The sequence below is a fragment of the Microbacterium sp. LKL04 genome, from assembly GCF_900102005.1.
In the GTDB taxonomy this organism is placed as follows: Bacteria; Actinomycetota; Actinomycetes; order Actinomycetales; family Microbacteriaceae; genus Microbacterium.
Window position 1 is genome coordinate 1,943,181 of sequence record NZ_LT627736.1, and the last position, 13,195, is coordinate 1,956,375.

General features: G+C 70.0%; 11 protein-coding genes. 5 read left to right on the plus strand and 6 right to left on the minus strand.

Going from position 1 to position 13,195, the window contains the following annotated elements:
* Position 1: 1 nt before the first annotated feature.
* A complete protein-coding gene (gene glmS / locus BLP38_RS09510; RefSeq protein WP_091356559.1) occupies positions 2-1,852 on the minus strand; it encodes a glutamine--fructose-6-phosphate transaminase (isomerizing) in 1,851 nt (616 codons plus the stop codon).
* 156 nt (positions 1,853-2,008) lie between these two features.
* Here glmS and BLP38_RS09515 point away from each other — a divergent pair, with 156 nt between their 5' ends.
* Both BLP38_RS09515 and BLP38_RS09520 read left to right on the plus strand, forming a co-directional pair.
* The gene (locus BLP38_RS09515; RefSeq protein WP_091356562.1) at positions 2,009-2,518 is read left to right on the plus strand and encodes a CAP domain-containing protein; all 510 of its coding nucleotides are present in this window, start codon (positions 2,009-2,011) and stop codon (positions 2,516-2,518) included.
* Between the two features lie 80 nt (positions 2,519-2,598).
* A complete protein-coding gene (locus BLP38_RS09520; protein WP_091356566.1) occupies positions 2,599-3,102 on the plus strand; it encodes a VanZ family protein in 504 nt (167 codons plus the stop codon).
* On the opposite strand, the gene rfbD is transcribed toward BLP38_RS09520, so the two are convergent.
* The 4 genes from rfbD to coaA form a co-directional block, all read right to left on the minus strand.
* Complete coding sequence (gene rfbD, locus BLP38_RS09525; RefSeq protein ID WP_091356570.1) at positions 3,090-4,493, minus strand: dTDP-4-dehydrorhamnose reductase; 1,404 nt, start codon at positions 4,491-4,493, stop codon at positions 3,090-3,092. The two genes, BLP38_RS09520 and rfbD, sit on opposite strands and share 13 nt — an antisense overlap.
* Positions 4,490-5,488 (minus strand): dTDP-glucose 4,6-dehydratase, encoded by a 999-nt coding sequence (rfbB, locus tag BLP38_RS09530; protein WP_091356574.1) that lies wholly within the window; start codon positions 5,486-5,488, stop codon positions 4,490-4,492. The genes rfbD and rfbB overlap by 4 nt, the downstream gene beginning before the upstream one ends.
* 2 nt (positions 5,489-5,490) lie before the next feature.
* Positions 5,491-6,360: a glucose-1-phosphate thymidylyltransferase RfbA gene (gene rfbA / locus BLP38_RS09535; protein WP_091356577.1), complete on the minus strand. Its 870-nt coding sequence runs from the start codon at positions 6,358-6,360 to the stop codon at positions 5,491-5,493.
* Between the two features lie 81 nt (positions 6,361-6,441).
* Positions 6,442-7,389, minus strand: a complete 948-nt coding sequence (gene coaA, locus BLP38_RS09540; protein ID WP_091356580.1) for a type I pantothenate kinase — start codon at positions 7,387-7,389, stop codon at positions 6,442-6,444.
* Positions 7,390-7,522: 133 nt separating this feature from the next.
* Here coaA and BLP38_RS09545 point away from each other — a divergent pair, with 133 nt between their 5' ends.
* Positions 7,523-9,094 carry a cellulase family glycosylhydrolase gene (locus tag BLP38_RS09545; protein WP_091356584.1) on the plus strand — a complete coding sequence of 524 codons (1,572 nt, stop codon included), beginning with the start codon at positions 7,523-7,525 and terminating at the stop codon, positions 9,092-9,094.
* A gap of 3 nt (positions 9,095-9,097) precedes the next feature.
* On the opposite strand, the gene BLP38_RS09550 is transcribed toward BLP38_RS09545, so the two are convergent.
* The gene (locus BLP38_RS09550) at positions 9,098-9,991 is read right to left on the minus strand and encodes an SDR family oxidoreductase (RefSeq protein ID WP_091356588.1); all 894 of its coding nucleotides are present in this window, start codon (positions 9,989-9,991) and stop codon (positions 9,098-9,100) included.
* Between the two features lie 249 nt (positions 9,992-10,240).
* Here BLP38_RS09550 and BLP38_RS09555 point away from each other — a divergent pair, with 249 nt between their 5' ends.
* Both BLP38_RS09555 and BLP38_RS09560 read left to right on the plus strand, forming a co-directional pair.
* A complete protein-coding gene (locus BLP38_RS09555) occupies positions 10,241-11,617 on the plus strand; it encodes an alpha/beta fold hydrolase (protein ID WP_091356592.1) in 1,377 nt (458 codons plus the stop codon).
* A 17-nt stretch (positions 11,618-11,634) separates the two neighbouring features.
* On the plus strand, positions 11,635-13,185 hold the full coding sequence (locus tag BLP38_RS09560) for a GMC family oxidoreductase (RefSeq protein WP_231916472.1): 1,551 nt from the start codon (positions 11,635-11,637) through the stop codon (positions 13,183-13,185).
* Positions 13,186-13,195 lie beyond the last annotated feature (10 nt).

Genomic DNA, 13,195 nt, shown 5'->3' on the forward strand with positions numbered 1-13,195 from the left:
CTCACTCGACGGTGACGGACTTCGCGAGGTTGCGCGGCTGATCGACGTCGAGGCCCTTCGCCGTGGCGAGGCCCATCGCGAAGATGTGGAGCGGCACGACCGCCAGCAGCGGCTCGAACAGCGGACCCGCGAGCGGGATGCGCAGCACCTCGTCGGCGAACGGGAGGACGGCGGCATCCCCCTCCTCGGCGACGGCGATGACACGTGCACCGCGGGCACGGATCTCCTGGATGTTCGAGACGACCTTCTTGTGCAGCTCGCTCGACGCACGCGGCGACGGGACGATGACGAACACGGCCTGGCCCGGCTCGATGAGCGCGATAGGGCCGTGCTTGAGCTCGCCGGCGGCGAAGCCCTCGGCGTGGATGTAGGCGAGCTCCTTGAGCTTGAGGGCGCCCTCGAGGGCGATCGGGTACCCGACGTGGCGGCCGAGGAACAGGACAGACTGCGTGTCGCCCATCCAGCGGGCGAACTGCTCGATGTGCTCCTGCTCGGTCTCGAGCACGCGGGCGATCCCGGCGGGGATGGCCTCGAGCTGGGCCACCGCGTCGTGCGAGGTCTCGGACGAGAGCGAGCCGCGCACGCGACCGATGTGCAGCGCCAGTAGGTACAGCGCCGTGATCTGCGCGACGAAGGCCTTCGTCGAGGCGACGGCGACCTCGGGGCCCGCGTGGGTGTAGACGATCGCGTCGGATTCGCGCGGGATCGTCGCCCCCTGCGTGTTGCAGATCGACAGTGTCTTGGCGCCCTGCTCGCGGGCGTACTTGACGGCCATGAGCGTGTCCATCGTCTCGCCGGACTGCGAGATCGACACGACGAGGGTGTCGGGGCCGATCACCGGGTCGCGGTACCGGAACTCGTGCGCGAGTTCGACGTCGACGGGGACCCGCGTCCACTGCTCGAACGCGTACTTGCCGACCATGCCCGCGTAGGCGGCGGTGCCGCAGGCGATGACGATGACGCGGTGGATGCCGGTGAACAGGTCGTCGAGCCCGTCGAGCTCGGGGATCACGACGGCGCCGTCCTGGAGGCGGCCGCGCAGCGTGTTGGCGACGGCTTCGGGCTCTTCCGAGACCTCCTTCGCCATGAACGACGACCAGCCGCCCTTCTCGGCGGCCGAGGCGTCCCAGACCACCTCGAACGGTTCGACCTCGACGGCGCCGCCGGCGAAGTCGGTGACCTCGACGCCCTGCGGCGTGATCGCGACGATCTGGTCCTGCCCGATCGCGAGCGCGTTGCGGGTGTGCTCGACGAAGGCGGCGACGTCGGAGCCGAGGAAGTTCTCACCCTCGCCCAGGCCGATGACGAGCGGGGAGTTGCGGCGAGCGCCGACGACGAGGCCGGGCTGGTCCTGGTGCATCGCGAGCAGCGTGAACGCACCCTCGAGGCGGGCGACGACGGCGCGGAAAGCGGCGACGAGGTCGTGGGATGCCGCGAACTCGCGTCCGAGCAGCACGGCGGCGACCTCGGTGTCGGTCTCGCTCTCGAAGGTGTAGCCCTGCGCGAGCAGCTCGTCCTTCAGCTCGGCGAAGTTCTCGATGATGCCGTTGTGGATGACGGCGAGCTTGCCGTCGTCGGCGAGGTGGGGGTGCGCGTTGACGTCGGTCGGTCCGCCGTGGGTCGCCCAGCGGGTGTGACCGATACCGGTGGTGCCGTCGGACATGGGGTGGGCGGCGAGGTCGTCGCGGAGGATCTGGAGCTTGCCGGCGCGCTTGCGCATCTCGAGATCGCCGTCGCCGTCGATGACGGCGATACCGGCGGAGTCGTAACCGCGGTACTCAAGGCGGGCGAGGCCCGAGAGGAGGATGGCCTGACTGTCACGAGGCCCCACGTATCCGACGATTCCACACATGGGCTCCATGCTAGGCGCGGCCGGCTGGGACTCCGACGTGGGCCCGACCATCGGGCGCGTCGGCCCGGCAGGGCCTGGCGAGGCGGCATCCCTTTTGGTACGTATGAGGGGCCGTGTCCCCCGCACGGCCGTGCCCCCACACGACGGAGTCCCCCCATGTCCGCATCCCCCCTCGCCCGCAGACCCCTCAGTCATCGCCGTTCCGCCCTCGTCCTGACGGCGGCGCTGGCCCTCACCTTCGCCGTCGTGCCTGCGACGGCGGCATCCGCTGCCGTGTCGACGTCGTGCACCGGCACGACGCAGTCCGCGGTGCAGAAGCGGATCCTCGCCGACGTGAACGCCGCCCGGAAGGCGAACGGCAAGAAGGCGCTGACGCTGAACTCGGCCATGTCGACGGTCGCGGTGAACTGGTCGGGCAAGCAGGCTGCCGCGAACCGGATGAGCCACAACCCGAGGTACTCCTCGCAGATCCCGTCGGGCTGGACGCGTGCCGGCGAGAACGTGGCGTTCGGTTACTCCCCGCAGAAGGTCAACGCCGCGTGGATGACGTCGTCGGGCCACCGGGCGAACATCCTCGGCTCGTACAACCGGATCGGGATCGGCGTCGCGTGCTCCTCGAAGGGCCTGCCGTTCTACACGCAGGTGTTCGGCAACTACTCGAGGTGACATCCGGCGGAGCGTCGGGCCGGCGGTCGTAGACTCGTCGCTCACACCGCAGCGTCGCGTCAGCCCCTCGAGGAGGACCGATGCCCGACGCCCCGCCGATTCCCCCGCGACCGATCCCGCCGCAATCGATCCCCCCGCGGCCGCCGCTGCCGGCGACCGTTCCGCCGCCTCGGGTGCGGCGCGCATCCGTCCCCGTCCTCGCTCTCGCCGGCTATCTGATCGCCCTGGCGCTCATCGCGTTCTGGCCGACGCCGGTCGACGCGGGCGTCGCGCCGCTCATCGACGCGCTGTCGCGCCGGGTGCCGGCGATCACCGGCCCGCGGGTCGAGTTCGCCGCCAACATCGCGCTGTTCGTGCCGTTCGGGGTGCTCCTGCCGCTGATCCTGCGCCGGGCGCGCGAACTGGTGCTGCCGATCGCGCTCGTGGCGACCGTGACGATCGAGTCCGCTCAGGCTCTCGTTCTCGCGGCGCGCGTGCCGAGCGTGCTCGACATCGTCGCCAACCTCACCGGCGCAGCCGTCGGCATGCTCGCGCTGGCCGTGTGGCGCCGGGTGCGCCGGTCCGGGCGCCGTCAGCTCAGGTAGCTGCGGAGGGCGTCCCGCCAGTCGCGCGGTGCGAAGCCGGCGGCCTCGATCTTGCCGAGGTCGAGGACCGACCAGTGCGGTCGCGGCGCGACGGGATCCGTCGCCGAGGCGAAGTAGTCGGCCGTGGAGACCCCGGTGACCGCGGCACGGTCGTTGCCCGTCAGCTCGTACACCTCGGCGGCGATGTCGGCCCACGAGGCGTGATCCCCCGACCCGGTGAGGTTGTAGGTGCCGTACGCCGCGCCCGTCGAAAGCAGGTGCCGGATGCCGGCCGCCAGGTCGTCGGTGAAGGTGAGACGCCCGATCTGATCGTCGACGACGGACGGCGCGATGCCGCGTTCGGCGAGGGAGGCCATCGTCCGGACGAAGTTCTTGCCCTCGCCGATGACCCACGAGGTGCGAACGACGTAGTGGCGGGGAACGGTGGCGACGATCGCGTCGGCGGCGGCTTTGGTCTGGCCGTACACGCCGAGCGGCGCGACCGGCTCAGCCTCGGTGTAGGGAGCGTCGGCGGTGCCGTCGAACACGTAGTCACTCGAGACGTGGACGAGGGTGATGCCGTTCTCGGCGGCGATCCTGGCGAGCTGCGCGACGGCCGTCACGTTCCCCGCCCACGCCCCCGCACGGTCGGTTTCGGCGCCGTCGACGGCCGTGTAGGCGGCCGCGTTGATGATCGTGCTGTAGTCGCGCCAGCGGCGAGCGCCCGACAGATCGCCCGTCAGGTCGAGGTCCGCACGGGCGGCGAACTCGACGCTCGCATCATCGGCATAGGCCGCCTGCAGCGCGCGTCCGAGCTGTCCGCCGGCACCGACCACGAGGGTCTTCTTCGCAGGGATCGGCACGACGTCGGCGAGCCGCGGGTGGGCGCGGTCCTTCGCCGAGATCTCGACGTCGGCGAGAGGGATCGGCCAGTCGATCGCGGCCGTCTCGTCGGCGAGGTTGAGGAACGAGTACGACGCGTCGGGCGACCAGTGGTCGTTGACGAGGTACGTGTACGAGGTGTCGGGCTCGAGCGTCTGGTACGAGTTGCCCACGCCGCGGGGGATGAAGATCGCGCGCGACGGGTCGAGCTCGGCGGTGAACACCGCGCCGAAGGTCGGCCCCTCGCGCAGGTCGACCCATGCGCCGAAGATCCGGCCGCTGGCGACGGATACCCACTTGTCCCACGGCTCGGCGTGGATGCCGCGGGTCGTCCCCGCGGCATCGTTGAAGGAGATGTTGTTCTGGACGGGCCCGAAGTCGGCAAGACCCGCAGCCGTCATCTTCTCGCGCTGCCAGTTCTCCTTGAACCAGCCGCGGCTGTCGCCGTGGACGGGCAGGTCCCAGAGGACGAGGCCGGGGATGCCGGTTTCGGTGGAGCGGAGAGCTTTACCGAAATCGGTCACGGTCACTGTCCCTTGCTGGCGTAGAACGCCTCGACGCCGTCTTTCGCGGGAGCCCACCACGCTTCGTTCTCGCGGTACCAGTCGATCGTCGCGGCGAGACCCGCCTCGAAGTCGCGGTAGGTGGGGGTCCAGCCGAGCTCGGTGCGGAGCTTGGTGGAATCGATCGCGTAGCGCAGGTCGTGACCGGCGCGGTCGGTGACGTGGTCGTAGGCGTCGGGCGACTCGCCCATGAGCTGCAGGATCAGCTCGACGACGGTCTTGTTGTCCTTCTCGCCGTCGGCGCCGATCAGGTAGGTCTCGCCGATCTCACCCTTGTCGAGGATGGTCAGCACGGCGGACGAGTGGTCGTCGGCGTGGATCCAGTCCCGCACGTTCTCGCCCTTGCCGTAGAGCTTGGGACGGATGCCGCGCAGCACGTTTGTGATCTGTCGCGGGATGAACTTCTCGACGTGCTGGTACGGCCCGTAGTTGTTCGAGCAGTTGCTGATCGTCGCGCGGACGCCGAACGAGCGTACCCAGGCGCGGACGAGCAGGTCGCTGCCCGCCTTGGTCGAGGAGTACGGGGACGACGGGTTGTACGGAGTCTGCTCCGTGAACCGCGCCGGGTCGTCGAGCTCGAGGTCTCCGTAGACCTCGTCGGTCGAGATGTGGTGCAGCCGGGTGTCGTGGCGGCGTGCTGCTTCGAGCAGCGTGTACGTCCCGATGATGTTCGTGTCGAGGAACGGCCGGGGGTCGTGGAGCGAGTTGTCGTTGTGCGACTCCGCCGCGTAGTGCACGACGGCATCCGCCTTCTCGAAGAGGCCGTCCACGAGCTCGGCGTCGGCGATGTCGCCCACGACGAGGTTCACGCGGTCCTCGGGGAGGCCGGCGAGCGAGGACTCGTTACCCGCGTACGTGAGCTTGTCGAGCACCGTGACGGTGTGGTCGGTGTGTGCGACGACGTGGTGGACGAAGTTCGAGCCGATGAAGCCGGCGCCGCCGGTAACGAGGAGGTGTGCCATGGTCATTCGCCCCTGTTCAGGATGTCGAGCAGATACGTGCCGTATCCGGACTTGATCAGCTTCTCGGCGCGCTCGCGGAGCTCATCGTCGCTGAGGAAGCCCTGCCGCCAGGCGACTTCTTCCGGAACGCCGATCTTGAGTCCGGTGCGCCGTTCGATCGTGCGGACGTACTCGCCGGCGTCGAGCATCTGGTCGAAGGTTCCGGTGTCGAGCCACGCGGTGCCGCGCGGGAGGACCTCGACCTGCAGCTTGCCCGCCGCGAGGTAGGCGCTGTTGATATCGGTGATCTCGTACTCGCCGCGGGGCGACGGGCTCAGCCCGCGAGCGATCTCGACGACGTCGTTGTCGTAGAAGTACAGCCCGGGGACGGCGTAGTTGCTCTTGGGCTGGGCGGGCTTCTCTTCGAGCGAGATGGCCTTGCCGTCGCCGTCGAACTCGACCACGCCGTAGGCGCTGGGCTCCGCGACGTAGTAGGCGAAGACGGCACCGCCGTCGACTTTCCGGTACTGCTGCAGCTGGGAGCCGAGACCCGGGCCGTAGAGGAGGTTGTCGCCGAGCACGAGGGCGACGGAGTCGTCGCCGATGTGGTCGGCGCCGATCGTGAAGGCCTGAGCGAGACCGTCGGGCGAGGGCTGCTGGGCGAACGTCAGCGAGATGCCGAACTGCGACCCGTCGCCGAGGAGCCGTTCGAAGTGCTCGGCGTCGTGCGGCGTCGTGATGATGAGGATGTCGCGGATCCCGGCCAGCATCAGGGTGGTGAGCGGGTAGTAGATCATCGGCTTGTCGTACACCGGGATGAGCTGCTTCGAGACGCCGAGCGTGATCGGGTGCAGTCGCGTGCCCGACCCCCCGGCGAGAATGATGCCCTTCATGGCTCCCCCTGTCATGTCGCGGCCCAGCGTGAAGACAGAGCCTCGGCGATCCTATCGTCCCGGTGTTATGGGCGATGAAAGTCAGAGCTTGCGCAGGCGCACCGTCTCGACGGTGTGGTCGGCGGCCTTGCGGAGTACGAGCTTCGCGCGGTGCCGGGTCGGCTCGACGTTCTCGAGCAGGTTCGGCAGGTTGATGTCGTTCCAGTACCCCAGCGCCCGTGAGACGGCTTCGTCGTCGGAGATGTCGGCGAAGACCTTGAAGAACGAGTTCGGGTTCGAGAAGGCGGCTTCGCGGAGCGCGAGGAACCGGTTCACGTACCACTGGGCGATGTGGTCGTGATCGGCGTCGACGTAGATCGAGAAGTCGAACAGCTCGCTGACGGCGATGTCATGGGGGTTCGGCGCGGACGCGAGGACGTTCAAGCCCTCGACGATGATGACGTCGGGGCGGCGGACCGTGACCTGCGCGTCGGGGATGATGTCGTACCGCATGTGCGAGTAGTACGGCGCCCGCACCTCGGGCTCCCCAGACTTCACGGCGACGAGGAACTCGACGAGCGCGCGGCGGTCATACGACTCGGGGAAGCCCTTGCGGTCCATGATCCCGCGGCGTTCGAGCTCGGCGTTCGGGTAGAGGAAGCCGTCGGTCGTCACGAGTTCGACGCGCGGCGTACCGGGCCACCGGCTCATCAGCTCGCGCAGCAGACGGGCGACCGTCGACTTGCCGACCGCCACGGACCCCGCGACGGCGACGATGAACGGGGTCGTGGCATCCGCTTCGCCGACGAAGTCCGCCGTGTCGGAACCGAGCCGCTTGGTGGCCGAGGCGTAGAGCGAGAGCAGGCGGCTGAGGGGCAGGTAGACCTCGCGCACCTCGGTGATGTCGAGACGGTCGCCGATGCCGCGCAGCTGGACGACCTCGTTCTCGGTGAGCGGCTGTTCCACGCCGGCCGCCATGCGGGCCCACTCGGCGCGGGGGATCTCGCGGTACAACGAGTCGATGGTCGTCGGCGTCTCATCGGGGGACATTGCGGCAACTCTAGTCCGACGCCGACGCCCCTCACGCGCGGGACGCACGCGCGCGAGAGGCGGCGTGTCCCGTACTCTGAGAACTCGGTGTTCCATCGCGGCTGTTCTGCCGCTCTCGACGGGGGTTTTTCCGATGCTGCGACGCGTGCTCGCGGTCCTGGCCGCAGTGGTGCTGACGTCATCCCTCGGCGTCGCCTCGACCCCCGACACGGCCGATGCCGCCACGCTCCCCTGGCTGAGGACGCAGGGGTCGAAGATCGTGGACGCCTCGAGCGGCAAGGCTGTGACCCTCAAGGCCACGTCGTGGTTCGGCATGGAGACCGACACGTGCGCTCCGCACGGGCTGTGGTCGATCACGCTCGACCAGGGCATGGCGCAGATCGCGGGCATGGGCTTCAACACCGTGCGCCTGCCGTTCTCGAACGAATGCCTGACGAAGAGGTCGGTCGGCTCCGTCAACACGGCGCTCAACCCGACGCTCGCGAAGGCCTCGGCGCTGTCGGTGATGGATGCCGTGATCGCGAGCGCCCGCAAGTACAACCTGCGCGTGATCCTCGACCGGCACCGGCCGGGTTCCGACGCCCAGTCCGAGCTCTGGTACACGAAGAAGTACTCGGAGTCCCGGTGGATCTCGGACTGGAAGATGCTCGCCAAGCGCTACAAGAATCAGCCGACGGTGATCGGCTTCGACCTGCACAACGAGCCGCGCGGCAAGGCGTGCTGGGGCTGCGGGGTGAGCTCCCGCGACTGGCGCGCCGCAGCGATGCGCGCCGGCAATGCGATCCACACCGTCAACTCGAGGCTGCTCATCATCGTCGAGGGCGTGCAGTACGGCGCTGACGGCAAGGGCACGTGGTGGGGCGGCAACCTCACGGGCGTGAAGTCGAAGCCGGTCACCCTGAAGGTGAAGAACCGGGTCGTCTACTCGCCGCACGAGTACCCGTCGACGGTGTTCGACCAGCCGTGGTTCCGCGACAAGCGCTACCCCGAGAACCTCCGCGCGCTGTGGGACAAGCAGTGGGGCTACATCGTCACGAAGAACATCGCCCCGGTGTTCGTCGGGGAGTTCGGCACGAAGCTGCAGTCCTCGTCCGACAAGAAGTGGCTGTCGAAGCTCGTCCAGTATCTGAAGGACCGGCGCATGAGCTGGGCGTACTGGTCGTTCAACCCGAACAGCGGCGACACCGGCGGCCTGCTGAAGGACGATTGGTACACGCGCGAGAAGACCAAGCTCGCCGCGCTGAAGCCGATCCTGACGCCGAGGAACGTGCGCTATCCCGCCGCCCCGGCTCCGACGCCCGCGCCGCGGCCGTCCCCGCAGCAGCCCGCGCCCGGCTCGACGCCCGACCCCTCGGTCGGAAAGTCGACGAGCGCGTCCTCGAACGGCGTCTCGGCGACCCTGACCGTGACGAGCTCGTGGCCGTCGAAGTATCAGATCGCCCTCGCCCTCACGGCCTCGTCGGGCGTCAAGGTGCGCTCGTGGACGGCGTCGTGGGCATCGCCCGGTGCGACCGCCGTCGACAGCGCGTGGGGCATGTCGTGCCGCGTCGCGAGTCCCGGCACGGCGAGTGCGCGCATCAGCTGCTCGGGCACGGAGTGGGGGCTCGCGAACCTCACGCAGGGGTCCCGGGTCGACGTCGGAGCGATCTTCACCGCGCCGAAGGCACCGGCATCCCCTCCCCTGACTCTGTCGGTGACGCGCTGACCGCTAGGGCGTGACCATCCCGCCGTTGACGTTGAGGGTCTCGCCCGAGACGTAGCTGGACTCCGCAGACGCGAGGAAGACGAACGCGGGCGCGATCTCGGCGGGCTGCCCGGCCCGCTTGTACTCGTTCTCCTCGTCGAAGGCCTTCATCTGCTCGTCCGAGACGCCGTCGCTGACCTGCAGCGCCGACCAGACCGGGCCCGGCGCGACGACGTTGACCCGGATGCCGCGGGGAGCCAACTGCTGTGCGAGACCCTTCGAGAGGTTGTTGACCGCCGCCTTCGTCGCGGCGTAGTCGAGGCGGTCGGGGGCGGGCTTGTACGCCTCGAGCGAGGCGGTGCTGATGATGGATGCCCCGGCCGGCATGTGGGCGAGCGCGGCCTTCACGATCCAGAAGAACGCGAAGACGTTGGTCTCGAACGTGGTGCGGAACTGGTCGTCGGAGAGGTTTTCGACGCGCTCGACGGCGACCTGCTTTCCGGCGTTGCTGACGAGGATGTCGATGCCGCCCAGGAACTCCGCCGCCTCGGCGACGAGGTCGCGGCAGCGCGCGGGGTCGGCGATGTCGGCGGCGATGGCGTGGCCGCGCACACCGGCCTCGGCGATGACCTGCAGGACGTGGTCGGCATCCTCGCTCTCGTCGGGCAGATGCACGATGACGACGTCGGCTCCCTCGCGCGCGAACGCGATGGCCGCGGCCGCCCCGATGCCCGAGTCGCCGCCCGTGACGAGCGCCTTGCGTCCGCGCAGGCGATCGGACCCCCGGTACGTGTGCTCGCCCAGGTCGGGGACCGGCGTCATCCGCGCCTGCACGCCGGGCTCGGGCTGGTGCTGCACGGGCGGCTCGACGCGGGCGTAGCGGGTGACGGGGTTGTCGAACGTGTACTGGTCGGTCATGCCCGACACGTTAGGTCGGGGCGGGGCATCGGTTCACCCCCTTGCGCCCGTCCGGGAGGCGAGGCAGGGCGCGTGCCGGATTCGGATGGTGGCGTCGGATTCGGATCGGGAATCGGTATCCCATCGAAATCTGAGCTCGATGTCCGAATCCGGCGCCCGGAATCGGGCCGCCGACGCCGGGATGATCGCAGGTGCTCATCCCGGGCGCAAGCGTTCCGACGAGATGATCCGCGTTCCTACAGTTGAGCCGTGCCGAGCGCTGCGAACCACCCTCACGAGTGCACCGTCTTCTTCTTGCCGGGATTGGGACTGGATGCCGCCTCTGCCGGCGCCGTCGCGGCCTCGGCCGATCCGCGGCTCCGCGTCGTCGGCATCGATCTGCTCGATCGGGGGCGCGCGGCATCCGTCGACGACCTCGCCGACACCGCGCTCGAGCGGATCGCGGCGGAGGCCGACGGCGGCCCCTTCCTCGTGTGCGGACACAGCCTCGGCGGCAAAGTCGCCGCTCGCGTCATGGCGCGCGTGCTGGCCGGCACCGAGCAGGTCTTCGGGCTCGCGGGCGCCGTGCTCCTCGCTCCCTCTCCCCCGACGCCGGAGCCGATGCCCGACGACAAGCGCGCCGAGATGCTCGCCACCGCGCAGGGTGACCACCTGTCACGGGAGGATGCCGCCGCCTTCGTCACGGCGAACGTCGCCACCCCCCTTTCCGCCGACGTGAACGACGCGGCGATCGATGCCGTCGTGCGGCAACCGGCATCCGCGTGGCGCGACTGGCTCACCGCGGGCAGCCTCGAGGACGCGACGTCGCTCGTGGGCGTGCTTGACCTGCCCGTCGTCGTACTGGCGGGCGAGGACGACGAGGCGCTCGGCGCCGACGCGCAGCCCGATCTGATCGCCGAGGTATACCCCCGCGCCCGCGTCGAGCGGATGCCAGGCGTCGGCCACCTGCTGCCGTACGAGGCTCCCGAGCGGGTCGCCGCGGTGCTTGCCGAGACGTGGGATGCGATCCGCGCGGCGGCTCCGGTGGTGCCGGCGGAGTGGGGGCGCGTGATCGCGTCGTCGCGCGTCGATGTCGCCGTGCGGCGGACGCTCGCCCACCGCGCGATCGCGGATGACCGGGGCCGCGCGCCCCGCACGCTGAACCGTGCTCAGGTCGAGACGCTCCGTGCGCTCGCGGCGCTGCTCGTGCCGCAGGGCGACGGGCCGTCCATCGACCTGGCGTCGCGCATCGACGACATGCTCGCCGAGGGCGGCACCGACGGCTGGCGTCCGCTCGGCTCCCCCGCCGATCCGATCGCGTACGCCCGCGGCCTGGACGCGATCGCCGCGGTGTGGCCCGGCGAGGTCACCGAGCAGCGCAGCCTGATCGTGCGGCTCATCACCGACGGCATCGACGCGGCGGGCCTTGGGGCAGACGGCATCCGCTCGTGGTTCGAGGATGCGCGCAACGATCTGCTGCGCATGTGGCTGGCCCACCCGGCGTCGCTCGCGCGCATCGGGTTCGACGGTTTCGCGGTCGGCGGTACCGGCCCGCGTCCGGCGGGATGGTCCGCCGTCTCGGCGGGCGAACGAGAGACATGGGAGCCGAGCGAGCTCGGCGAGACAGTGGTGGAGGGAGCCGCGTGACCGGCGATCATCGCCGGGTGACGGATCACCCGGGCATGCAGAGGTTCGATCTGGACGAGGTCGTCGACGTCGTCGTCGTGGGGACGGGTGCCGGCGGCGCTCCCCTGCTCGCGCGTCTCGCCGAGGCGGGCCTGCGGGTCGTGGCGCTCGAGGCGGGCCCGGACTTCGCGCCGAGCGAGTTCACCCCCGATGAGCTCGAGTCCACGAAGATCAACTGGATGTCGGAGCGCCTCAGCGGCGGCGACGATCCGACGGCGTTCGGGCCCAACAACAGCGGTTACGGCGTCGGCGGAAGCACGCTGCACTGGGGCGCGTTCACGCCGCGCCCGGATGCGCGCGACCTGCGCCTGCGCACCGACACGGGCGAGGGGCGCGACTGGCCGATCGATCACGCCGAGCTGATCCGCTACATCGAGCGGGTCGAATCCGACATCGGCGTCAGCGGACCGGCGCACTACCCGTGGGACCCCTCGCGCTCGTACGCCTACCCGCCGGTGCGGCGCAACGGCTCGTCCGACGTGATGATCCGCGGGTGCGAGGCACTCGGCATCACGGCGACCGACGGACCGGCGGCGATCCTCACGCGCGACCGCGACCAGCCGCACTACGGCGTGCGCTCGGCGACGCTCGACAACGGCGACATCCATCAGGGCGATCGCTTCGGCGCGAAGGCGACGACCGCGAACACGTACCTGCCTGCCGCCGTGGCCGCCGGTGCCGAGGTGCGCCCCGACGCCTTCGTCCACGGGATCGAACGGGATGCCTCGGGCACCGTCACGGCCGTCGTGTACCGCTCCGGCGGTGCCGACCACCGACAGCGCTGCGCCGCGCTCGTGCTCGCGGCCGGCGGTGTCGAGACGCCGCGGCTGCTGCTGCACACCGGAGTCGGCAACGCGAACGGCGTCGTGGGCCGCGGGTTCATGGCGCACGGCGGCGTCCAGGTGTGGGGCACGTTCGACGAGCCGATCCGCGGCTACCGCGGGTACCCATCGTCGATCATCAGCGAGGACTTCGTGCGTCCGGACGACGCCGACTTCGTGGGCGGCTACCTGCTGCAGAGCCTCGGCGTGATGCCGCTGAACTTCGGCACGCAACTCGTCCGCGGGGCGGGGCTCTGGGGCGACGACCTCATGTCGGCCATGAGCGCGTACCCGTTCAGCGCCGGCGTCGGCATGAACGGCGAATGCCTCCCCGACGACCGCAACGCCCTGACCCTCAGCGACGAGCTCGCCGAAGACGGGATGCCGCGGGCCGAGATCACGTTCTCGCAGGGGGACAACGAGCGGGCCATCGACCGGCACGGCGTCGCGGTGATGGAGCGGATCCTGCGGGCCGCGGGTGCCCGCAGCACGCGGGTCCTGCAGCGCTCATGCCACACGCTCGGGACGGCCCGGATGGGTGACGATCCGACCGACAGCGTCGTGGACGCATCCGGTCGGTCGCACGAGATCGAGAACCTCTGGATCTGCGACAACTCGACGTTCCCGAGTGCTCTGACGGCGAACCCCGCGTTGACGCAGATGGCGCTCGCACTCCGGACCGCCGATCTCCTGCTCGCGAGCCGCTGAACCGCAGCCG